Origin of the sequence: Methylobacterium sp. ME121 (genome assembly GCF_000974725.1) — a bacterium.
GTDB lineage: Bacteria > Pseudomonadota > Alphaproteobacteria > Rhizobiales > Beijerinckiaceae > Methylobacterium > Methylobacterium radiotolerans.
On sequence record NZ_BBUX01000009.1, the window covers coordinates 25,818 to 48,602 of the forward strand.

A 22,785-nucleotide genomic window follows, 5' to 3' on the forward strand; every position below is an offset into this window, starting at 1 on the left:
CCTCCCGGCCTGCTTCCCTCATCCTGAGGCGACCCGAGGCGGGGCCCGAAGGAGGCCTCCGCCGCGCTGCGGCGCCTCGGGATAAGGCAGGGGATGGGAAGACCGTCCGCGGCGATCCGCAACTGACATAGCCGCCTGCATTATCTCGCACAACCGGATTGGCAGCGCTGCCAAAAAGCGATATGGCACCGCCCCAGCGCCGCCCGACGAGCGGTGAAGACCAATGTCCGGCGGCCGTGCGGCCCGGACCAGGGAGTACGCCATGCCGGTCCAAGCTGCCCCGCTGGGGGGCGCCTCCGCAGCCGCGGACCAGAAATCCTTCGCCGACCGCACCTACGCGAAGGTGTTCTGGCGCCTCGTACCGTTCCTGATGCTCTGCTACGTGGTGGCGTATCTCGACCGGGTGAATGTCGGCTTCGCCAAGCTCCAGATGTCCCAGGAGCTGAAGTTCTCCGAGACGGTCTACGGCCTCGGCGCCGGCATCTTCTTCCTCGGCTACTTCCTGTTCGAGGTGCCCTCGAACGTGATCCTGCACCGGGTCGGCGCCCGGGTGTGGATCGCCCGGATCATGATCACCTGGGGGGTGATCTCCGGGGCGTTCCTGTTCGTGAACTCCGAGTGGAGCTTCTACGGGATGCGCTTCCTCCTCGGGCTCGCCGAGGCCGGGTTCTACCCGGGCGTCATCCTCTACACGACCTCGTGGTTCCCGGCCCATCGGCGGGCCCGGGTGATCGCGGTGTTCATGGCCGCGATCCCGATCTCCGGCATCTTCGGCAACCCGCTCTCCGGCTGGATCATGGACGCGTTCAACGGCGCCCACGGCCTGTCCGGCTGGCAGTGGATGTTCCTGATCGAGGCGGTCCCGGCGGTGCTGATCGGCCTCGCGGTGTTCTTCTACCTCGACAACCGCCCCGCCGAGGCCACGTGGCTGACCGACGCCGAGAAGCAGCTCCTCGAGCGCGACATCGCGGCCGACAACCAGGGCAAGGAGTCGAGCCCGCACTCCATCGCCACCGTGTTCCGCAACGGCCGCGTGTGGTTCATGAGCCTGATCTACTTCGCCTTCGTCACCGGCCAGTACGGGCTGACCTTCTGGATGCCGACGATCGTCAAGGCGTCGGGCGTGCAGGGCAACTTCAACATCGGCCTGATCAGCGCGATCCCCTTCGTCTGCGCGGCGATCGTGATGGTCCTGCTCGGCCGCTCCGCCGACCGGATGCGCGAGCGCCGCTGGCACCTGATCATCCCGGCGCTGATCGGCGCGGTCGCCTTCGTGGTCTCGGCCAATGCCGGCTCGACGACGCTCGCCATCGCGGCGCTGTCGGTGGCGGCGGCCGGCGTGCTGACCTGCTCGCCCCTGTTCTGGTCGCTGCCCACGGCGTTCCTCAGCGGCGCCGGCGCGGCGGCCGGCATCGCGCTGATCAACTCGGTGGGGAACCTCGCGGGCTTCGTCAGCCCCTACGTGATCGGCGCGCTGCGCGACGCCACCGGCAGCACCGCCACCGGCCTCTACGCGCTGGCCGCCATGCTGGTGGTCGGTTCGGTCTGCGTGTTCGTCACGCCCGCCCGGATGGTCAACCGCTGACGCGCCGGATCCCGGCACGACCCGCCCCTCTCCCGCACGGGAGAGGGGACTTGCGCCTCACGCGGTGATGCGGAGGCGCCCTCCCCTTCATGCAGGAGCCGCCCCGATGACCAACGCAACACACCGCGCCGCGGTGATCGGCCTGGGCTCCATGGGCTCCGGCATGGCCGGCTCGCTCCTGCGCGCGGGCTTCTCGGTCGCCGCCTGCGACGTGAACCCGGAGGCGGTGGCGGGCTTCGCGGCCGCCGGCGGGCGCGCCGCCGCGAACCCCGCCGAGGCGGCGCGCGACGCCGACGTGGTGGTGAGCGTGGTGGTCAACGCGGCCCAGACCGAGGCGGTGCTGTTCGGCGAGGACGGCGCCGCCGCCGCGATGCCGGAGGGCGCGGTGTTCGTCTCCTCCGCCACCATGGATCCGGCCGTCGCCCGGGCGCTGGCGGCGCGGCTGGAGGCCACCGGCCGCCACTATCTCGACGCCCCGATGAGCGGCGGCGCCGCCCGCGCGGCCGAGGGCGGCCTGACCTTCCTGGCCTCGGGCTCGGCGGCGGCCTTCGCCAAGGCGCGACCCGCCCTCGATGCCATGGCCGGCACGCTCTACGAGCTCGGCGACGCGGCCGGCCAGGGCGCGGCCTTCAAGATGATCAACCAGCTGCTCGCGGGCGTGCACATCGCCGCCGCCGCCGAGGCCATGGCCTTCGCGGCCAAGCAGGGGCTCGACCTCCGGCGCGTCTACGAGGTGATCACCAAGTCGGCTGGCAATTCCTGGATGTTCGAGAACCGGGTGCCGCACATCCTCGACGCCGACTACAGCCCGAAGAGCGCGGTCGACATCTTCGTCAAGGATCTCGGCATCGTGCAGGACATGGCCCGGGCCGAGAAGTACCCGGTCCCGGTGGCGGCGGCGGCCCTGCAGATGTTCCTGATGGCGTCCGGCGCCGGCATGGGCCGGGACGACGACGCCTCGGTGGCGCGGCTCTACGCGCAGGTCTCGGGCGCGAAGCTGCCGGGTCAGAAGTAGCCGGATCGAGCGCAGGGAGTTCGAAGACAATGCCGCGCTTTGCCGCAAACCTGAGCCTCATGTTCAACGAGGTGCCCTTCCTCGACCGGTTCGAGGCCGCGGCCCGCGCCGGGTTCGACGCCGTCGAGTTCCTGTTCCCCTACGAGCACCCGCCGGAGGCCATCGGTGAGCGGCTCCGGGCCAACGGCCTGACCCAGGCCCTGTTCAACCTGCCGCCGGGGAACTTCGCCAAGGGCGAGCGCGGGATCGCGGCTTTCCCCGAGCGCTTCGACGAGCTGAAGGCGGGGGTCGAGACGGCGCTCCGCTACGCCGAGGCGACCGGCGTCGGGCGGCTCCACCTGATGGCGGGCCTCGCGCCCTGGGACGATCCCGAGGCCGCCGAGTCCTACCGCCGGGCCGTCACCTGGACGGCCGAGCGGCTGGCGTCGGCCGGCCTCGACCTCGTCCTGGAGCCGATCAACGGCCGGAACATGCCGGGCTACTTCCTCAACGATTTCGGCCGGGCCGCGGACCTGATCCGCGACCTCGCCCTGCCGAACCTGAAGCTGCAGTTCGACCTCTACCACTGCCAGATCCTGCACGGCGACGTGACCATGCGGCTGCGCGCCCTGATGCCGCTCATCGGCCACGTCCAGACCGCGAGCGTGCCCGAGCGGCACGAGCCCGGCACCGGCGAAATGGCCGACTTCTTCCTGTTCGACGAGCTGGATCGGCTCGGCTACCGCGGCTTCGTCGGCTGCGAGTACATTCCGGCCGCCGACACCGTCGCGGGCCTCGGCTGGCTCGCCGCCTACAAGGAGAGCGCCCGATGAGCCTCGCGCTGGGATGCGTCGCCGACGACTACACGGGCGCCTCGGACCTCGCCAACACGTTGACCAAGGCGGGCCTGCGCACGATCCAGACCATCGGCGTGCCTGAGGCGGGCCGGGCGCTGCCGGAGGCCGACACGGTGGTGGTGGCCCTCAAGAGCCGCTCGATCCCCGCCGATCAGGCCGTGGCGCGCTCCCGCGAGGCCGAGCGCTGGCTGCGGGCGCGGGGCGCGGCCCACGTGATGTTCAAGGTCTGCTCGACCTTCGATTCGACCGATGCGGGCAATATCGGCCCGGTCATGGACGCCCTGCGGGCCGACGCTGGCGAGACCGTGGCGCTCGTGACGCCGGCCTTCCCGGAGACGGGGCGGAGCGTCTACCAGGGCAACCTGTTCGTCGGCTCGGTGCCGCTGAACGAGAGCCCGCTCAAGGACCACCCGCTCAACCCGATGCGCGACGCCAACCTCGTGCGCGTGCTCGGGCGCCAGAGCCGGAGTCCGGTCGGCCTGATCGACACCGCCACGGTCGCCCGGGGCGCGGAGGCCGTGGCCGCCCGCCTCGACGCCCTCGCGCAGGAGGGCAAGGGCGCCGCCATCGCGGACGCGATCTTCGACAGCGACCTCGAAGTGCTCGGCCGAGCGATCCTCGACCGCAAATTCTCGGTGGGGGCCTCCGGTCTCGGTCTCGGCCTCGCGCGGGCGCTCGCGGCCGACGGGCGCGGCACCAGGGACGCCGCCGGCGCGGCCGTGGGCGAGCCGGTGGGCGGAGCCTCGGCCTGCCTCGCCGGCAGCTGCTCGCAGGCGACCCTCCAGCAGGTCGCCGCCGCGGAGGCGATCATGCCGGTGCTGCGCCTCGACCCGGCGCGGCTGCTCGCGGGCGACGACGTGGTGGCGGAGGCCCTGGCCTTCGCGGAAGAGCGCCTGTCCTCCGGCCCGGTGCTGATCGCCACCTCGGCCCCGCCCGAGGCGGTCCGCGCGCTCCAGGCCGCCCACGGAGTCGACGCGGCCGGCCACGCCATCGAGGCGGCGCTGGCGGCGATCGCCGAGGGCCTAGTCGCTCGCGGGGTCCGCCGGCTCGTGGTCGCCGGCGGCGAGACCTCCGGCGCGGTGGTCGACCGGCTGGGGCTGACCGCCTTCCTGCTCGGGCCGGAGATCGCGGCGGGCGTGCCGGTGCTGCGCACGGCGGGCCGGCCCGAGCCGATGCTGCTCGCCCTCAAATCCGGCAATTTCGGCGGCGCCGACTTCTTCGGCCGCGCCCTCGACATGATGGCCTGACGCCACAACCCCACGGGAGGTTTTCCATGCACGCCCTGATTCTCGGCGCCGCCGGCATGATCGGCCGCCGCCTCGTGGACGCCCTGGTGAAGGACGGCCAGGTCGGCGGTGAGCCGCTCACCGCCCTCACGCTCCTCGACGTGGTGCCGCCCTCGGCGCCCGAGGGCTTCTCCGGCCCGGTGCGGGCCGAGGCCGCCGACCTCACTGCGCCGGGCGCCGCCGAGGCCGCCATCGCCGAGCGGCCGGGGGTGATCTTCCACCTCGCCGCCGTGGTCTCGGGCGAGGCCGAGGCCAACCTCGAACTCGGCTACCGGGTCAACCTCGACGGCACCCGCCTGCTCCTCGACGCGATCCGGGCGGCCAATGCGGCGGACGGCTACCGGCCGAAGCTCGTCTTCACCTCCTCCCTCGCGGTGTTCGGGCCGCCCTTCCCGAAGGTCATCCCGGACGACCACATCCTGCGCCCGGCCTCGTCGTACGGCGTGCAGAAGGCCATGGGCGAGCTCATGCTCGCCGACTACGCGCGCCGCGGCTTCCTCGACGGGATCGGCCTGCGCCTGCCGACGATCTGCGTGCGACCCGGCAAGCCCAACAAGGCGGCCTCGGGCTTCTTCTCGGGGATCATCCGCGAGCCGCTGGCCGGCCAGGAGGCGATCCTGCCGGTGCCCGACACCGTCCGGCACTGGTTCGCCAGCCCCGCCGCGGCGGTGGGCTTCCTGGTCCACGCCGCCGGGCTCGACCTCGCGGCGATCGGCCCGCGGATCAGCCTTACCATGCCGGGCGTCTCGGCGACGGTGGCGGAGGAGATCGAGGCCTTGCGCCGCGCGGCGGGCGACAAGGCCGTGGCGCTGATCCGGCGCACGCCCGACGCTACCATCGCGCGGATCGTCGGCTCCTGGCCGGAGGCGTTCGAGCCGGAGGCCGCCCTGGCCCTGGGCTTCCGGGCGGACGCGTCCTTCGACGCCATCGTGGCCCAGCACGTGGCCGAGTTCCACGGCGGCTGAGGCTCAGCCGAGGACCGAGCGGATGTCGGTCTGCGAGAAATCGTCGCCGACGTAGAGCAGCGGCACGCCGTGCACCCGCGCGCAGGCATAGGCAAAGCAATCGCCGAGGTTCAGCCGCGCCGGGTGGCGGCCCTTGCCGTAGCGGGCATGGGCCGCGAGGGCCAGGGCGGTCTCAGCCTCGGCGATGGGGACGATTCGCAGACCTACGACGCGGATGAATTCCGCGACCTGCGCCTCGGCGTCGGCCACGGACATCGCCGTCTTGCGGGCCACCGCGATCGCCGTTTCGAAGACGGCGAGGCTTGAGGTCAGAGGGTCCACCGCACCGTCGAGGCGGCTCAGCAGAGTGGAACGCTCCGCTTCCGCGGTCAGGATCGCCACGAGGGCCGAGGTGTCGACGAACATCACTCGGCGTTCAGGCTGTCGTAGAATGCCTTGTCGGCCTCAAGGCCCGTGCGCGGCACGGCATCCATCCTGTCGAGGAGGGGCTTCAGCCGTTCTGCAAGGGACAGGCACGACTCCCGGCGCTCCAGCTCGTTCGCGAGCGCGAGTCGCACCGCCTCGGTCTTGCTCACGCCGGCCCGCGATGCCAGCTTCTCGGCCAGCTGATTCACCTCTTCGCTGCGGATGTTGAGCGGCATAGCGGCTCCCGTGTAGACACGTGGAGGCTAGTGTCTACACACCCCTGCCGCAAGGGCGGCCAGAACCCCGACCAAGGATCCCGATGACCCGCCTCGACGAGGCCCGCGCCGCGCTGAAGAAGACGTTCGGCTACGAGGATTTTCGCCCCGGCCAGGACGAGGTGATCGGCGCGGTGCTCGACGGGACCGACGTGTTCGCCGTGATGCCCACGGGTTCGGGCAAGTCGATGACCTACCAGCTCCCGGCCCTGGTCGACCCGGGGCTGACCGTGGTGGTTTCGCCGCTGATCGCGCTGATGCACGATCAGGTCCAGCAGATGCGCAGCGTCGGCATCCACGCCGCGACCCTGAACTCGACGGTCGGGGAATCCGAGTCCCGCGAGACGTGGCGCGCCCTGCGCTCCGGCGACCTGCGGTTGCTGTTCGTCTCCCCCGAGCGCCTGCTGATGGACGGCTGCATGGACGCCCTGCGCGGGGCCGGCGTCCGGCGGCTAGCCGTCGACGAGGCCCACTGCGTCTCGCAGTGGGGGCACGATTTCCGGCCCGAGTACCGGGAGATCGCCCGCGCCCGGACGGCGCTGGGCAACGTCCAGACCCTGGCGCTCACCGCCACCGCCGACGCCGCGACCCGCGCCGAGATCGCCGAGCGGCTGTTCCCGCAGGACCGGCCGCCGAAGATCTTCGTCCATTCCTTCGACCGGCCGAACATCCGGCTGACCTTCCAGCCGAAGGACAACCCGGCCCGGCAGATCGAGCGGTTCCTGAAGCACCGGCGATCGGAGAGCGGGATCATCTACTGCTCGTCGCGCAAGCGCACCGAGCAACTGGCCGAGACCCTCCGGAAGGACGGGTTCGACGCCCTGCCCTACCATGCCGGCCTCGACCAGGCGACGCGGATGGCGAACCAGGACCGGTTCCTGCAGGAGGACGGGGTGGTGATGACCGCCACCGTCGCCTTCGGCATGGGCATCAACAAGCCGGACGTGCGCTTCGTCTGCCACGCCGACATGCCCAACAACGTCGAGGGCTACTACCAGGAGATCGGCCGCGCCGGCCGCGACGGGCTGCCCGCCGACACGCTGACCCTGTACGGCCTCGACGACATGGCGCTCCGCCGCCGCCAGATCGACGAGAAGGAGATCTCGGACGACCGCCGCCGGGTCGAGCGGCGCAAGCTCGAGGCGATGATCACCCTTTGCGAGGGCGCGACCTGCCGCCGCCAGTCGCTGCTCGCCTATTTCGGCGAGTCGAGCGGCGCTTGCGGCCGCTGCGACCTGTGCCGCGGTGGCGTGACCCTCGTCGACGGGACCGTACCGGCCCAGAAGATCCTCTCGGCGATCGTGCGCACCGGCCAGCGCTTCGGCGCGGCCTATATCTGCGATGTGGTCCACGGGAAGGAGAGCGACCAGATCCGCCGCAACGGCCACGCGAGCCTCAAGACCTTCGGGGTCGGGGCGGACAAGCCGGTGGCGGCCTGGCGGGCGATCCTGCGCCAGCTCTTCGCGGCCGGGGCGATCGCCGAGAACGCCGACGGCTACGGCGGCCTGTCCATGACCGAGAAGGGCGAGGCGATCCTGTTCGGCCGGGAGCCGGTCCAGCTCCGCCCCGACCCGGAGCCGAAGGCCGAATCCCGCGAGCGCCGCCGGGCCGCCGCCCGCGAGGACGGCGAGATCGCCCTCTCGGAGGCCGACGAGGCGCTGTTCCAGCACCTGCGGGGCCTGCGCGCCACGCTGGCCCGGGCCGAGGGCATCGCGGCCTTCATGGTCTTCCCGGACCGCACCCTCATCGAGATGGCTCGCCAGAAGCCCGTCGACCTCTGGGCGCTGCGCACCGTGCACGGCGTCGGCGAGCGCAAGCGCGAGGCCTACGGCGACAAGTTCGTGGCGGCGATCGCCGATTTTCTGGCCCATCCGCCGGCGGCGTGAGCGGCACCCATACACGGCCAGCAGTGCCGGCGTATTGCAACGCGGTGGCGGAACGCACTAATCCGTCACCGTCGCCGCGCGCGGCCCGGTTCGGGTCGCGCATCGGGTCGAGGGCCCTGCCGGGGCTCCCGGACCGCCCTCGTCGAGACCGCCCATGTTCCGCAACGACGTTCCGATCACCCCCGAGCTCGTGGCCCAGCACGGCCTGACGCCGGACGAGTACGAGCGCTTCCGCGGCCTGATCGGGCGCGACCCGACGCTGACCGAGCTCGGCATCGTCTCGGCGATGTGGAACGAGCACTGTTCCTACAAATCCTCCCGCAAGCACCTGCGCGGGCTGCCGACCTCGGCGCCGTGGGTGATCCAGGGGCCGGGCGAGAACGCGGGCGTCATCGACATCGGTGACGGTCACGCCTGCGTCTTCAAGATGGAGAGCCACAACCACCCGAGCTACATCGAGCCCTACCAGGGCGCGGCGACCGGCGTCGGCGGCATCCTGCGCGACGTCTTCACCATGGGCGCGCGGCCGATCGCGGCGCTCAACGCCCTGCGCTTCGGCTCCCCCGACCACCCGCGCACCCGCAGCCTCGTCTCCGGCGTCGTCGCGGGGGTCGGCGGCTACGGCAACTCCTTCGGCGTGCCGACCGTCGGCGGCCTGACCGGCTTCCACAAGCGCTACGACGGCAACATCCTGGTCAACGCCATGGCGGTGGGGCTCGCCCGCACCGACGGCATCTTCTACGCGGCCGCCGCCGGCATCGGGAACCCGATCGTCTATCTCGGCTCCAAGACCGGCCGCGACGGCATCCACGGCGCCACCATGGCGTCGGCCGAGTTCGACGAGGAATCCGAGTCGAAGCGCCCGACCGTGCAGGTTGGCGACCCCTTCGCCGAGAAGCTGCTGCTGGAGGCCTGCCTGGAGCTGATGGCCTCCGGCGCGGTCATCGCCATCCAGGACATGGGCGCGGCCGGCCTCACCTGCTCGGCGGTGGAGATGGGCGCCAAGGGCGACCTCGGCGTCGAGCTCGACATCGACAAGGTGCCGGCCCGCGAGGAGGGCATGACGCCATACGAGATGATGCTCTCGGAGAGCCAGGAGCGCATGCTCATGGTGCTCAAGCCCGGCATGGAGGCCGAAGCCGAGGCGATCTTCGTGAAGTGGGGCCTCGATTTCGCGGTGATCGGCCGGACCACCGACACGCTGCGCTTCGTCATCAAGTGGCACGGCGAGACCGTGGCCGACCTGCCGATCAAGGAACTCGGCGACGAGGCCCCGCTCTACGACCGGCCGCATCTGGCCAACACCCACCAGCCGGTGATCGCGGCTTCCGAGGTTCCGGCCCCGGCCTCGCTCACCGACGCGCTGAAGCGCCTCGTCGGCTCTCCCGACCTCGCCTCGAAGCGCTGGGTGTTCGAGCAGTACGACCACTTCATCCTGGGCAACACCGTCCAGAAGCCCGGCGGCGACGCCGCCATCGTGCGGGTCGAAGACGGGCCGAAGGGGCTGGCGCTGACCTGCGACGTCACCCCGCGCTACTGCGAGGCCGACCCGGTCGAGGGCGGCCGGCAGGCCGTTGCTGAGGCGTGGCGCAACATCACGGCGGTCGGCGCCAAGCCGCTCGCCATCACCGACAACCTCAACTTCGGCAACCCCGAGAAGCCCGAGGTGATGGGCCAGCTCGTCGGCTGCCTCCAGGGCATCGGCGAGGCCTGCCGGGCGCTCGACTTCCCGGTCGTGTCGGGCAACGTCTCGCTCTACAACGAGACCAACGGCGTCGGCATCCTGCCGACCCCGACCATCGGCGGCGTCGGCGTGCTCGACGACGTCGCGCGCCACGCGACGATCGCCCTCAAGCGCGAGGGCGACGTGCTGGTGCTCATCGGGGCGAGCGACGGCTGGCTCGGCCAGTCGGCCTACCTGTCGGTGATCGAGGGCCGCGAGGAGGGCGCGCCGCCGCCCGTCGACCTCGCGCTGGAGCGCCGCAACGGCGACTTCGTCCGCGGCCTGATCCAGGCGGGCACCGTCGACACGGTCCACGACCTCGCGGACGGGGGCCTCGCCGTCGCGCTCGCCGAGATGGCCATGGCGGGCCGCCTCGGCGCGGCGCTCTCCGACGTGCCGGTTGACCTGCCGCCCCACGCCTACCTGTTCGGCGAGGATCAGGGCCGCTACCTGCTGGCGGTGCGGCCGGAGGCGGCCACCGACCTCCTCTCGGCCGCCGCGGCCCAGGGTGTGGCGGCGGCCTCGGTCGGCGTCGCCGGCTCCGACCGTTTGACCCTGCCGGGCGGCGAGACCATATCGCTCGCCGACCTGTCCGCGGCGCACGAGGGCTGGCTGCCCGACTACATGGCGAGCCAGCCGGCCGCGCCCGCTTCCTGATCCCTTCAAGCCCAGGAGTTTCCCGATGCCGATGGATGCGGGCGAGATCGAGCGCATGATCCGCGAGGCCCTGCCGGACGCGCAGGTGGAGATCCGCGACCTCGCGGGCGACGGCGACCACTACGCCGCCACCGTCCTGTCGGCGGCCTTCAAGGGCAAGACTCGGGTGGCGCAGCACCAGATGGTCTACGGCGCCCTCCAGGGTCGGATGGGCGGCGTGCTCCACGCCCTTGCGCTGACCACGGGCGTGCCGCAGGATTGAACCCTCACGCGGGAGCTCTCCCGATGGATCGACCGAGTCTCTACGACGACGATATCGTGACCTGGGCCGAGGAGCAGGCGGCGGCCCTGCGCGCGCTTGCTCAGAGGCCCGACTTATCGAATGTGCTCGACTGGGAGAATGTGGTCGAGGAGGTCGAGAGCGTGGGACGGTCCGAGATCGGCGGAGTCCAGAGTGCGCTCCTGCAGATGCTGATCCACATCCTAAAGTATGCGTCCGCGCCCCTCGCTCAATCTACAAAGTCCTGGCGCAAGGAAGTCCTCTACTTCCAGACTTTGGCCGCGCGGGATTATCGTCGCTCGATGCGGCAGCGCATTGACTGGGATCGTCTCTGGACCGACTCGATGAAGCTCGCGGCCGCGTCCCTCAACGTCTTCGGTGACAAGCTGGTCCGTGGGCTGCCAGAGGCAATGCCGTTTACGCCTGAGGAGCTCGTCGCGCCCGACTTCGATATGGATCGTGCGCTCGAGCGCTTGACCCTGGTATTGAAACGTTCTGGGGACAGTCACTAAGTCCGTCGAACAGTGGAAGGGTTTTTAGGAATGACCGACGCCAACACGACCATCCAGAACGAGATCGCCTCCCAGGACGTGGTGGTGTTCATGAAGGGCACGCCGCAGATGCCGCAATGCGGCTTCTCCGGGCAGGTGGTGCAGATCCTCAACTACCTCGGCGTGCCGTTCAAGGGCGTGAACGTCCTGGCCGACCAGGAGATCCGCGAGGGCATCAAGGCCTTCTCGAACTGGCCGACCATCCCGCAGATCTACGTGAAGGGCGAGTTCGTCGGCGGCTGCGACATCACCCGCGAGATGTTCCAGTCGGGCGAGCTGCAGACCTTCCTGTCCGAGAAGGGCGTGCCGGTGAAGACCGCCGCCGCCTGACTCTTTTGAGACTCGGCACGTTGGATGAGGGCGCCTGCGGGCGCCCTTTTTCATTGCGCTCGCAACGACGGCGACCGATTCAGCGCGGCTCGCGCGCCACGAACAGCGCGACGCATCCGACGACCGTGATCTCCACCGACCGGAAGCGGCGGTCCAGCGCCGCGCGCAGGTCCGGCAGGGTGTCGGCGACGTTGGAGAACACCCCCTTGCGGTTGTAGATCCGCATCAGCGCCCGCGCCGCACCCGTGGTCGGGACGCCGCCCGACAGGATCGTGGCGCCGAACACCACGCCGCCGTCGGCCAGGCACGGCCGCACCGTGTCGAAGGCCTTCGCCTTCGCGGCGATGTCGCCCGGCAGGCAGTGCAGCAGGTAGGTCATCCCGATCGAGGCGAACGGCGCGATGCCGGTGGCCGGGGCGCCGAGCACGTCGAACCGGTAGGTCTCGGGCCGGTAGCGCGCGATCCGGTCGGCCGCGAAGGCGAGGCTGTCGGCGTTGAGGTCCATCAGGCCGACCCGCGGCGCGGGCGCGGGGAAGCGGCACCGGTCGAGGTACCAGCCTGTCCCGACCCCGACATCGAGATGCGAGGCGCCCGCGTGCTGATCGTAGAGGGCGAGGATCCGCGCGGTCGGGCAGCGCCAGATCAGCGGGTTCGACAGGCGCAGCACGACGAGGTCGTAGATCCGCAGCGTCCGCGGATTGTAGATCGCCTGCCCGGCTCGGGTGTCGGTCGCCATGGCTCTCCATCAAGGCCCCTGTGGGCGGCGCGCATTCGCATTCGCCGCCGCGATCGCCTATATCAGACCCTTTCCAACGTATGGATCGTTTGAACGCCATGGCGACGCCGTCGCTCGACAGCGCCCGCGCGGCCGATGCCGCGATCGAGAAGGCGCCGGATCTCCTCCCCGAGGCGCTGCCCGGTCGCCGCCCGTCGCTGGTCGGCCTGACCCGCGGGGCCCTCAAGGCGCAGCTCGTCGGCATGGGCGTGCCCGAGCGCGAGAGCCGGATGCGCGCCGGCCAGGTCTGGCACTGGGTCAATTTCCGCGGGGCGTCCGACTTCGCCGAGATGACCAATGTCGGCAAGGCGCTGAAGGCGCAGCTCGCCGAGCACTTCACCCTGGAGCGGCCCGAGGTGGCGAGCCGGCAGGTCTCCCGCGACGGCACCCGCAAGTGGCTGCTGCGCATGGCCCCGACCAACCGGCAGGAGCACAACCGCGGCGCCGAGATCGAGTGCGTCTACATTCCCGGCCCGGACCGGGGCACGCTCTGCGTGTCCTCCCAGGTCGGCTGCACCCTGACCTGCTCGTTCTGCCACACCGGCACGCAGCGTCTCGTGCGCAACCTCTCGGTGGCCGAGATCGTCCAGCAGCTGGTCACCGCCCGGGACGAGCTCGGCGACTGGCCCGGCCAGATGCCGAGCCGCGACGCCGGCGGCTCCGGCGAGGTCGGCCGGCTCGTGACCAACATCGTGTTCATGGGCATGGGCGAGCCCCTCTACAACCTCGACGCCGTGGTCGACGCGGTCGGGGTGATGTCGGACCAGGAGGGCCTCGGCCTGTCCCGCCGCCGGATCACGGTCTCGACCTCGGGGGTCGTGCCGCAGATCCCGCGGCTCGGCGAGCAGGCCAACGCCATGCTGGCGATCTCGCTCCACGCCGTGCGCGACGACCTGCGCAACGAGCTGGTGCCGCTCAACCGGAAATACCCGATCGCCGAGCTGCTCGCCGCCTGCCGGGCCTATCCGGGCCTGAGCAACGCCCGCCGGATCACCTTCGAGTACGTGATGCTCAAGGGCGTCAACGATTCGGACGCGGACGCGCGGGAGCTGGTCCGGCTGCTCAAGGGCATTCCGGCCAAGATCAACCTGATCCCGTTCAACCCCTGGCCGGGCAGCCGCTACGAGTGCTCGGACTGGGACCGGATCGAGCGCTTCTCCGAGATCGTGTTCAACGCCGGCTACGCCTCGCCGGTGCGCACGCCCCGCGGCCGGGACATCCTGGCGGCCTGCGGCCAGCTCAAGAGCGAGACCGAGAAGCTGCGCGCCCGCGCCCGGTTGATGCAGGAGGAGGGCATCGGCGTGGAGAGTTTCTACGCCGGCGACGACGACTGAGCGACGATCGAACGGAAGACGTCGAACCCGCGCTTCAGGATGAGGGCGTGGCTGGGGAATCCGGAACACAGAATGGTGTCGCTCACGCCGCGAACCGCCGCGCCTCCGCCCGGCGCAGGGCCGGCTCCTCGGCGCTGACCCATTCCGTCCGGTGCCGCGGCAGGGCCTCCGGGTGCTCGGCCTGGAGCCACGTGATCATCGCCTCGCGGACCACGCAGCGCAGGTCCCAGGCCTGGGGCGCGTTGCGGGCGCTCACCAGCATCCGGATCTCGATCGTCGATTCCTTCGCGTCCGAGACCTGGAGGTTGACCACTCGCCCGTCCCACAGGGGCGTGGCCCTGGCGATCTCGGCGAGCTTCTCGCGCATCGCCGCGACCGGCGCCCGGTGGTCGACGTAGAGGAAGACGCTGCCGATCAGCGAGGCGCCGTCGCGGGTCCAGTTCTGGAACGGCTTCTGGATGAAGTAGGTCAGCGGCAGGACCAGCCGACGCCAGTCCCAGAGCCGGACCACCACGTAGGTCGCGGTGATCTCCTCGACCCAGCCCCACTCGTTCTCGACGATGATCGCGTCCTCGATCCGAATCGGCTGGGTGATGGCGATCTGGATGCCGGCCACGAGGTTCGACAGGACCGGCTGCATGGCCAGCCCGAGGACGAGGCCCGCCGCGCCCGCCGAGGCGAGCAGGCTGACGCCGTACTGGCGCACCGGCTCGAAGGTCATCAGCGCCACCGAGAGGGTGACGAGCGCCACCAGCGTCACGCCGGCCCGCTCGAGGATGCGCATCTGCGTGAAGTGCTTGCGCGCCAGGAGGTTGTCCTCGGCGTCGAGCTTGAACCGGCGCAGGTAGATCACTGTGGCGATGTGGAGCGCGGTGGCGCAGCACCAGCCGGTCAGCGTCACGAAGGCGACCAGCAGGATCTGGTTGAGGGCGATCCGCACCTCCCAGGACAGGTGCACGGTGGTCGAGGCGAGGCTGATCGCCACCACGATCAGGCCGAGGCGGCTCGGTCCGCGGGTGCGCGACACCAGCGAGCGCCAGAACAGGCTCTTGCCCGCGACCGCCCGCTTCATCGCCCGATACACGATCCCGTGCAGGGGCATCACCACGGCGCAGCAGGCGACGATGAGGATCAGGCTCTCGGCCCACCATGGCAGGTAGGCCAGCGCGCGGGCTGCGGAGCCGGCGAGCGCGTCGAGGTCCGGCATCGGGCATCGCTCCACGGGTTCCGAACGAGACCTGTGGCAATGGGTGGGCGCTGGCGAGGGTTCCGCAGCGCACCATGTGCTCGCCGCAACGCAGCGACCCGGCGTAGCGGGTTGCGCCTTCGCGTCCGAGGCGGGGGCCGGACGATGGCCTCAGCACCGCGTCTCTGCGAGCGCAGCGAAGCAATCCAGGGAAGCGGCAAGCTCACCGATGGCACGCTGCCCTGGGTCGCTTCGCTGCGCTCGCGATGACGCGAGGTCGACGTCGAGCGCAGCGCTCGAACGCCGGCCGCCCTACTTCGCCGCCCCGACCGTCACGCTGCCCGAGGCAGTCCGGCCGAACCGCGCCGGCCGGTACATGTCCTCCACGGTGGCGCCGGGATGGACGTAGGTCCCGGGCGAGACCGCCCGCACCGTGTAGGCCACCGTGAAGAACGCCGACTGGCTCGGGTCACGGTCGTAGGCCGCCACGAACCGGTCGTCGCGGAACTCGGTGTGGACCGGCTGCACGTCGGACTTGGCGAAGGCGAGCCCCTGGAGCGCGTCGGCGTCGAGGAGCTTCGGATTGTCGATCTCTAGACCCGCCGGCAGCGGATCGACCAGCAGGAGCCGCGCCGCCTCCGCCTTGGCCTCCGTGACCTTGAGCACCACCACCAGCCGGTCGTTCTGGCGCAGGCCGCTCGCCGGGTCGACGGTGCTGCCGTCGAGGCGGCGGAAGCTGCGCTCGATCGTGTAGCCCTGCTGCGCCGCCGGCTCCGGCACCAGGGGGCTGCCGTTGACGGTCACGGCCACCTGCACGGGGTTGCGGCCGGTATTGGTGAGCTGAACGCCCCGCTCGCCGAGGGCTGCCTCCCGGTAGACCCGGGCGAGCGTCCCGGTCTGCGGCGCGCCGTCCAGGGTGAACGACAGGCCGCCCGCCTCGTTCGAGAGGCTCTCGGCGGCGAGCACCATCCAGGCATTCTCCTGCGTGCTCGTCGCCCGGTCGGCCTGCTGCTCCTCGCCGAGCGCGGCCGCCGCGGGGCCCAGCGCCCCCTGCGCCAGCCCGCTCTCGGCGGCCAGGGTGATCAGCCCGGCCCCGTCGCGCAGGCGGGAGCCGTAATCGGCGCGGTACTGGCCCTTGTCGCGGTCGGTCCGCAGCACGGTCAGCGCCGAGTCCATCGCCTTGGCGGCCCGGCCGCGGTCGCCCAGCAGCGCCAGGGCGGCGGCGAGTTGCGCCCGACCGAGGGCAGAGGAGAAATCGCCGATCTTGGTGTCGGCGAGGTAGCGCAGGTCGCCCATCACCGGCCGACCGTTCCGGGCGAGCACGTAGGCCGCGTAGGCGAGGTCGGCGCCGCCGTTGCGCACCTCCGTGGCGTTGGCCACGGCGTTGCGCAGGTAGTCGAGGGCCTGGGCGAAGGCCTTCTGCGGCACCGCGAAGCCGCGCTCCCGGGCGCGGGTCAGGAAGTCGGTCACGTAGGCGTCGAGCCAGAGGTCGCTCGACCCCTGCGCCGACCACAGGCCGAAATCGCCGCTCGAATCCTGGCGGGCGAGCAGGCGCTCGATCGATTCGCGCACCCGCTCGTCCGCGCCCGCGTCGAGGGCGAGCTTCTCCAGGGCCGCGAGCTTGTTGACGTAGAGCAGCGGCATCGCCCGGCTCACCACCTGCTCGGAGCAGCCGTAGGGGTAGCGGTCGAGCGCCCGGAGCAGGGCCGCCACGTCGACCCCCGGCAGGGCCGTGGCCGAGAGCGAGACGCTGCCGGTCCCGGGCTGCAGGTCGGCGAGGAGGTCCGAGGTCAGCGTCAGGTTCGCCCCGGGGGCGAGGCTGCGCACCGAGCGGCGCAGCAGGGCGCCGGTCCCCGGCGAGATTCCCAGGGCGAAGCTCTGGTTCAGGGCGGCCGGGAGGCCGGGCCCCGTCAGAGCGAGGTCGAGCCGGGCCGTGCCGGGTCCGGCGGCGGTGAGCGGGATCGCGAACTGGCCCTTGGCGCCGGCCTCCAGCCGCAGCGTCTGGCGCAGCGCGCTGGCCCCGACCACGACCGGGCCGGTCGGGTTCAGGTCGACCGTGTACTCGCCCGCCCGCCCCTCGACGTTGTCGAGGGCCACGAACAGGCGCGAGCGGTCGCCGGTGTCGAGGAAGCGCGGCAGCGTGGCGCTGAGCACGACCGGGTCGCGGATGATCACGTCGGCCTGCGCCTGCCCGATCCGGTCGCCGCTCCAGGCGGTGACCATGACGCGGCCGGTGCCGTTGAAGGCCGGGACCGGGAAGGTGACGCTGGCCGCGCCGTCCGGCCCCACGGTGACGACGCCCGAATAGAGGGCGAGCGGTGCCTGGGTCGGCGGGGAATCGGCGAGCTCGCCGCCGCCCGCGTCGCCGCCCGAGCGGATCGCCCCGGCCGAGCCCTGCATGCCGTCGATCAGGTAGCCGTAGAGGTCGCGGACCTCCGGCCCGAGCGCCCGCTGGCCGAGGAAATACTGGGTCGGGTCCGGCGCCGCGTAGCGGGTCAGGTTGAGGATGCCGACATCGACCAGCGCCACGGTGATCCGAGCCGGCTCGCCGGCCTTGAGCCCGGTGAGCTGGACCGGCACGGTCAGGTCCTGGCGCGGGCGCGCCCGCTCCGGCGCCTTCAGGGCGACGCCGAGGCTGCGCCGCTCCCGGTCCACCGAGAACCACGCCAAGCCGAGCGCCCGGCCCGGCAGGCGCTTGGCCGCCTGGTCGAGGGGCCGGTAGGCGGTGGCCACCAGGTAGGCGCCGGCGCCCCACTCGGCCTTCACCGGGAGGCTGACCGTGGTGCCGCCCTCGGGCACGCTGACCTCCAGGGTCTGGTGCACGCGGTCGCTGACGACCATCAGGCTGGCCTGACCCCTGAACTTCGGGCTGAGCTTGGCCCGCAGGGTGTCGCCGGCCGCGTAGGCGGCCTTGTCGAGGGTCAGGTCGAGGAGGTCGGGCGCCTCCGCGGTCTCCGAGCCGCCCCAGCCGACCTCGAAGCCGAGGCTCGCGGTCGCCTCCGGGGCGCCCGCGGCCGAGACCTCGAGCCGGTAGCGGCCGAGGCCGACCGGCGCCTCGATCCGGCTCGGACCGGCGGCCGTGAGGTCGACGGTGCCGCTGGCGACGCGCCGGGCGGACTTCACCGCCTCGAACGACCAGCGCCCGTCCGCCCGGTACCACTGGTAGGAGGAGTCGATCCGCGACAGGGTCCAGCTCACGCCCGGCCGGGCGAGGAGCGCCCCGTCGGGACTCGCGAACACCGCGTCGAAGCCCGCGATCCCGCCCTCCTTCAGGTCGGTGAAGCCCTTGCGCAGGGCGAGGACCGGGCTGGCCGGGAGGATCGGCAGGGTCAGGCTGCGCGACAGCGCCCGGCCGCCGGGCTCGCCGACCGCCAGCGTGATCTTCGCCTCCAGCGCCCGCGGGGCCGCGACCTGCGGCACCGGCACCGTGACGGTGGCATCGCCCTGCGCGTTCGTGGTGGCGTGGTCCTGCAGTTCCTGGGTCGTCGGCTCCACGGCCTCGTCGTCGAGACCGATGGAATAATTCTCCAGCCCCTTGATGCCGCTGGTGGCCGCCGCCTGCACGGTCACGCTGCCCGACACGTCGAGATCGGCGCCCGGGGCGCCGTAGAGGTAGCGGGCGGCGACGTCGACCTGCGCGGCCTCACCCCGGTTCAGGGCCGCCTGCCGGGCCTTGAGGGTCACCTCCAGCCGCTCGGGGACGTAATCCTCCACGAGGAAGCTGGTCTCGCCGATCGCGGGCGCCTTCGGGTCCGTGTAGGCGGAGACCCGCCACGTGCCGTGCATCGCCCCCGACAGGAGCGGCAGCGGAAGGGCCCGGCCGCCGAGCCCCTGGTCGGGCACCGAGACGCGCCGGTACTCGACGCCGTCCGGCCGCTTGACCACCAGGGTCAGCGGCAGGTCCGGCACGGCGGCGCCGCGGGGGTCGCGCAGCAGGGCGGTGAGCTGGACGGTCTCGCCCGTGCGGTAGACCCCCCGCTCCGGGAAGAGGTAGGCGTCGAGGCCGCCGGTCTCGGGGCGGCCCTTCACGCCGCGGTCGGTGAGGTCGAAGGCGCCGAGGTTGAGGTCGAGGAAGCCGTAATCGCCGCCCGCCTGGGCGACTACGAGGCTCGGCGCGAGGCCGCCCTCCCCGCGGGCGAGCCCCGGATCGAAGGCGACGTGCCCCTGCGCGTCCGTGGTCCGCGTGCCCAGCACCTCGTTGTTGCGGGCGATCAGCCGGATCTCGGCGCCCGGCATCACCTGCGCGGAGGCGAGCGAGCGCAGGACCACGTGGACCCCGTCCCGCCCCTTGGTGGCGGTGAGTCCCAGGTCGGAGACCACGAACCACTGGGTCGCCTGGGTGTCGTACTCCTCGTCGGAGGCGGCCACGCCCGACGGGCGAGCCAGCATCACGTAGAGGCCCGGCTCCAGCTTGCCCACCGCCTGGAGGACCGGGAAGGCGGTGACGGCCTCCTGGTTCACCTCCGCCTTGGCGGTGTCGAGGGTGCCCTTCCAGACGCGCTGGCCCTTCTCGGACGCGATCGTCCGGGCGGTGGACCCGCTGAGCTGGCCCAGGAAATCCTCGGAGCGCAGGGTCGGCAGCAGGCCGCGGTCGCCGATGCGCAGCACCTCGACGTCGAGCTTGGGCGCGTTCACCGAGACCAGGGGCACGCCGGCCTGTCCGGTCCGGGGCAGGACGTAGTTGCGCCCGGTGAAGCGTACCTGCGGGGCGCGGTCGCGGACGTAGATCTCGTAATCGGCGGCCTTGAGCAGGCTCTCGCCGACCGCGGAGGGCAGGCCCTGGCGGACCACGATGGCGTAGCGCCCGCCGTGCTTGAGCCCGTCGACGCAGACCTGGGAGCCCTCCCCGGTCACGGCGGCCGCGCTGCTGCCCGACACGGCGACGAAGGGCGCGTAGTCGGTCTTGGGCCTGATCGCCTCCGAGAAGGTGAAGCAGGCCCGCGGGGCGGCGGCGTCGGAATCGACCTTGTAGTCGAGGATGCGGAATCCGTGCTCGGTCCGCAGGGTCTCGTAGGTTTCCCGGACCGGGCCGGTCTCGGCCAGGGCGAGGCTCGCCGCGTAGGCGTCGAGCGCCGGGCGCCAGGATTCCTGCTCGGCCTCCGCGGCGCCGAGCGCGGCCAGCGCCGCCGCGGCGTCGGCGGCCGTCCCGGCGCGCTCGTAGGCGCGGTAGGCGGCGGCCGTCACCCGCCCGCGCAGCCGCGACCGCCCCTGGTAGTCGTTGTCCTCCAGCGCGCCCAGGGCCGCGGCGGCCCCGCGGGCGTAGGCCTGCCAGTTGCGCCCGTCGGTCGGGTCGGCCGCCACCGCGGCGGTGAGCGGCGCCAGCGCCTCGTCCGGCTTGTCGGCGGCGAGCAGGGCCAGCCCAGCGGCGCGGGACTGGCCGGCCGGCCGCAGCGGGCCTCCGGCCTCCGCCTTGAGCGCGGTCTCCAGGCGGACCGCCGCGCTGGCGAGGTCGGGCCGGACGAAGGTCCTGGCGAACGGCGCGGCGATGGCGGTGGCCGGCCGGGGCGCGGTGCGGGCCGCAGGCGGGGATTGCGCGAGCGGGGACTGGGCGAGAGCCGGAACGCCCGCGATTCCTCCGAGGAGCGCCAGGGCACCCGCGAGCCGTCCGAGCCGCGCCATCAGCCTGTTCCCCACCCGCCGCGACCCCGATGATTCGCCTCGGGTCCGGTCGCGCGGGAGCCTAGCACCGGTGGTCGGTGTCGCAACGCTTCGGGCCGCCGGAGGCTCTACCCGGACCCGCGCCGAGGCTCAGAACGCCTTCAGCACCTGCTCGGCATGCTCGACGGCCACCGGGCCGGCGAAGCAGTGGGAGACCAGCGCGCGGTAATCCTGCCAGGGCTGCGAGCCGGTGAAGTCCTTCGTGTGGGCCTCCAGCGTGTCCCAGTGGATCAGCAGCCGGTAGCGCTGCGGATGCTCTATGGAGCGCCGGACCTCGAAGTGCCGGCAGCCCTTGGCCTGCTTGAAGATCGCCGAGGCCTCGGTGATGCCCTTCTCGAACTCGGCCTCCATGCCGGGCTTGATCTCGATCTGCGCGATTTCGAGGATCATCGGTGACGTCCCTGTCTCAGGTGCGAAGGGCGCGGCCGAGCTTGGCCGCGAGGATGCGCTGCGGGCTCAGGGCCGGGTCGGCCTGGGCGGCGACCGGCAGGTAGGCGGTCTGCTCCAGCATGTAGCGGCCGCCCATGGCCCCGTGCATCACGAGGTCGGAGAAGGTCACCCAGGTCTCGCCCGGGCGGAATTCCACGTCGGCCTGGGGAGCCTCGGCCTGATAGGTCTCGTCCTGCTTGAGGGCGTCGTGCAGGTGCAGCATCAGGTGGTCGTATTCCGAGCGCTTCGCCTTGGTGATGCGCAGAGCCGCGAGCAGGCGCGCCGAGAGCGGCGAGTAGCCCGGCAGCCGCGGCAGGAACTTCTGCGCCATCGACCCGAAATCCTCGCCGACCCGCCAGCGGCGCGGCTCGCCCGCCGGGTTGACGTTGCGGAACACCCGCAGGATCCGCTTCTCGCCGATCGGGTTCGACGGGAACGCGTCGACGTGCAGGCGCGTGTCGTCGCGCCGCCAGCTCAGCTTGCGCCGGTCGACGTCGAAGGGCCGGTAGGAGGTGCCGGCGAGGCTCACCCGGTCGCGGTACTCGGGCAGATAGGTGCCGATCAGCTCGCGGGCGAAGGCGCGGTAGCGGATCAGCAGCTGGCGCAGGGCTTCCTGCTCCTCCGGCGTGCCGGCCGCCCCGCGCAGCTCGGCGGCCTCGCCGCGGATGTTGACGTTCTTGGCCTTGCCGTCCGCGAAGGGCCGCTCGGTGAACCGGCGCTCGAAGTCGCTGAACGGAAACGGCAGGTCCGGGAACAGCAGCACCGCCCCGGCCTCCAGCTCCCGCGCCAGGGAGCCGGGCGTCTCGCCGGGGGCAATTCTGCGGATCGGGCTGATCATCGTCTGCGCGCTGGCTGCCGTCACGGTGCGGCCCCCTGTAGCGGAGCCGCCGGGGGGAGGCCAGCGCCGCGCATTTCCGGTGGACGACGGGTGTCATCCACCGGCCCGGCGGAGGGCGCCCGCCCGATCGGCTTGCGCAACCGCTTCGTTCCCGGCACGTTCCTCGGCTAGCACCCGGCCCGAGAGCCCGGCGGAGGATGGCGCCGATGGCGACGTTGAAGGAATTCGAGGAAGCCCTGCGCGAGCACGGCATGAACATGGCGCTGGCGCTGCTGGAGCGCCTGCGCGAGCGCGACCGCGCGACCCGGACGGTGAAGCCCGCCCGGCGGCTGACCGGACAGAAGATGACCCCGGAACTCGCCCGGGCGATCCTGGACCTGCACGCCACGACCGGCATGACCCAGCAGGAGATCGCCTTCAAGGTCGGGGTCAACCAGGGCCGCGTGAACGAGGTGATCAAGCGCGGCAAGTGGCTGACCGACGACCCGAGCGCCCCGGAGGCCGTGGCCCGCGACAAGGCGGTGGCCCGGATGCGCGGCGACCCGAAGCCCAAGAGGCCGGCCGCCGCCCGCCCCGCCTCCGGGCGGGCCAAGGAGCGCAAGGCCGCGCCGCCGAAGGCGCGCAACCAGGGTCAGCTGGCATTGGGGGATCTTTAAGGGCCTGCAGCACCCTCGTCCTGGCGAGCGGAGCGAAGCGAGTGAGGGCAGCGCGATCCCGCGAAGCGCGGCGCTCCCGGGTTGCCTCGCTCCGCGCGCGAGGACGCTGAGCTAC

Annotated in this window: 19 protein-coding genes; 12 read left to right on the forward strand and 7 right to left on the reverse strand. The window is 72.0% G+C overall.

Annotated elements, in window-relative coordinates:
• Positions 1-262 precede the first annotated feature (262 nt).
• The 5 genes from ME121_RS08845 (at position 263) to denD (ending at position 5,687) form a co-directional block, all read left to right on the forward strand.
• Positions 263-1,585, forward strand: coding sequence for an MFS transporter (locus ME121_RS08845; RefSeq protein ID WP_012318134.1), 1,323 nt, complete (start codon positions 263-265; stop codon positions 1,583-1,585).
• A gap of 106 nt (positions 1,586-1,691) precedes the next feature.
• Complete coding sequence (gene ltnD, locus ME121_RS08850; RefSeq protein ID WP_059408686.1) at positions 1,692-2,600, forward strand: L-threonate dehydrogenase; 909 nt, start codon at positions 1,692-1,694, stop codon at positions 2,598-2,600.
• A 29-nt stretch (positions 2,601-2,629) separates the two neighbouring features.
• Positions 2,630-3,412 (forward strand): 2-oxo-tetronate isomerase, encoded by a 783-nt coding sequence (gene otnI / locus ME121_RS08855; RefSeq protein WP_059408687.1) that lies wholly within the window; start codon positions 2,630-2,632, stop codon positions 3,410-3,412.
• Positions 3,409-4,683 carry a 3-oxo-tetronate kinase gene (gene otnK / locus ME121_RS08860; RefSeq protein ID WP_059408688.1) on the forward strand — a complete coding sequence of 425 codons (1,275 nt, stop codon included), beginning with the start codon at positions 3,409-3,411 and terminating at the stop codon, positions 4,681-4,683. The genes otnI and otnK overlap by 4 nt, the downstream gene beginning before the upstream one ends.
• 26 nt (positions 4,684-4,709) lie before the next feature.
• Positions 4,710-5,687 carry a D-erythronate dehydrogenase gene (denD, locus tag ME121_RS08865; RefSeq protein ID WP_059408689.1) on the forward strand — a complete coding sequence of 326 codons (978 nt, stop codon included), beginning with the start codon at positions 4,710-4,712 and terminating at the stop codon, positions 5,685-5,687.
• Positions 5,688-5,690: 3 nt separating this feature from the next.
• Here denD and ME121_RS08870 read toward each other — a convergent pair whose 3' ends face one another.
• Both ME121_RS08870 and ME121_RS08875 read right to left on the reverse strand, forming a co-directional pair.
• Complete coding sequence (locus ME121_RS08870) at positions 5,691-6,092, reverse strand: type II toxin-antitoxin system VapC family toxin (RefSeq protein ID WP_053620867.1); 402 nt, start codon at positions 6,090-6,092, stop codon at positions 5,691-5,693.
• On the reverse strand, positions 6,092-6,328 hold the full coding sequence (locus ME121_RS08875) for a type II toxin-antitoxin system VapB family antitoxin (RefSeq protein ID WP_053620868.1): 237 nt from the start codon (positions 6,326-6,328) through the stop codon (positions 6,092-6,094). Before ME121_RS08875 ends, ME121_RS08870 begins: the two co-directional genes overlap by 1 nt.
• Before the next feature lie 83 nt (positions 6,329-6,411).
• Here ME121_RS08875 and recQ point away from each other — a divergent pair, with 83 nt between their 5' ends.
• The 5 genes from recQ to grxD all read left to right on the forward strand — a co-directional run bounded on the left by recQ (position 6,412) and on the right by grxD (position 11,794).
• Complete coding sequence (gene recQ / locus ME121_RS08880; protein WP_012318127.1) at positions 6,412-8,253, forward strand: DNA helicase RecQ; 1,842 nt, start codon at positions 6,412-6,414, stop codon at positions 8,251-8,253.
• Between the two features lie 154 nt (positions 8,254-8,407).
• Complete coding sequence (gene purL, locus ME121_RS08885) at positions 8,408-10,633, forward strand: phosphoribosylformylglycinamidine synthase subunit PurL (protein ID WP_053620869.1); 2,226 nt, start codon at positions 8,408-8,410, stop codon at positions 10,631-10,633.
• 25 nt (positions 10,634-10,658) lie between these two features.
• Positions 10,659-10,895 (forward strand): BolA family protein, encoded by a 237-nt coding sequence (locus ME121_RS08890; protein ID WP_007568343.1) that lies wholly within the window; start codon positions 10,659-10,661, stop codon positions 10,893-10,895.
• 23 nt (positions 10,896-10,918) lie between these two features.
• A complete protein-coding gene (locus ME121_RS08895; RefSeq protein WP_043073299.1) occupies positions 10,919-11,425 on the forward strand; it encodes a DUF29 family protein in 507 nt (168 codons plus the stop codon).
• 30 nt (positions 11,426-11,455) lie between these two features.
• Complete coding sequence (gene grxD, locus ME121_RS08900; protein WP_010685583.1) at positions 11,456-11,794, forward strand: Grx4 family monothiol glutaredoxin; 339 nt, start codon at positions 11,456-11,458, stop codon at positions 11,792-11,794.
• 79 nt (positions 11,795-11,873) lie between these two features.
• Here the strand turns inward: grxD and ME121_RS08905 are convergent, their stop codons facing one another.
• Positions 11,874-12,530 carry a class I SAM-dependent methyltransferase gene (locus tag ME121_RS08905; RefSeq protein ID WP_053620870.1) on the reverse strand — a complete coding sequence of 219 codons (657 nt, stop codon included), beginning with the start codon at positions 12,528-12,530 and terminating at the stop codon, positions 11,874-11,876.
• A gap of 98 nt (positions 12,531-12,628) precedes the next feature.
• Here ME121_RS08905 and rlmN point away from each other — a divergent pair, with 98 nt between their 5' ends.
• Positions 12,629-13,903, forward strand: a complete 1,275-nt coding sequence (rlmN, locus tag ME121_RS08910) for a dual-specificity RNA methyltransferase RlmN (RefSeq protein ID WP_059408690.1) — start codon at positions 12,629-12,631, stop codon at positions 13,901-13,903.
• A gap of 82 nt (positions 13,904-13,985) precedes the next feature.
• Here rlmN and ME121_RS08915 read toward each other — a convergent pair whose 3' ends face one another.
• From ME121_RS08915 to kdoO, 4 genes are all read right to left on the reverse strand, one after another.
• On the reverse strand, positions 13,986-15,110 hold the full coding sequence (locus ME121_RS08915) for a mechanosensitive ion channel family protein (RefSeq protein ID WP_059408691.1): 1,125 nt from the start codon (positions 15,108-15,110) through the stop codon (positions 13,986-13,988).
• 291 nt (positions 15,111-15,401) lie between these two features.
• Positions 15,402-20,708 (reverse strand): alpha-2-macroglobulin family protein, encoded by a 5,307-nt coding sequence (locus tag ME121_RS08920; protein WP_059408692.1) that lies wholly within the window; start codon positions 20,706-20,708, stop codon positions 15,402-15,404.
• Positions 20,709-20,837: 129 nt separating this feature from the next.
• On the reverse strand, positions 20,838-21,137 hold the full coding sequence (locus ME121_RS08925) for an antibiotic biosynthesis monooxygenase family protein (RefSeq protein ID WP_053620874.1): 300 nt from the start codon (positions 21,135-21,137) through the stop codon (positions 20,838-20,840).
• A gap of 16 nt (positions 21,138-21,153) precedes the next feature.
• Complete coding sequence (gene kdoO / locus ME121_RS08930; RefSeq protein ID WP_024830777.1) at positions 21,154-22,014, reverse strand: Kdo hydroxylase KdoO; 861 nt, start codon at positions 22,012-22,014, stop codon at positions 21,154-21,156.
• Positions 22,015-22,220: 206 nt separating this feature from the next.
• Here kdoO and ME121_RS08935 point away from each other — a divergent pair, with 206 nt between their 5' ends.
• Entirely contained in the window at positions 22,221-22,670 is a 450-nt protein-coding gene (locus tag ME121_RS08935) for a DNA-directed RNA polymerase sigma-70 factor (protein ID WP_012318118.1), read from the forward strand.
• The last annotated feature ends 115 nt before the right edge of the window (positions 22,671-22,785 follow it).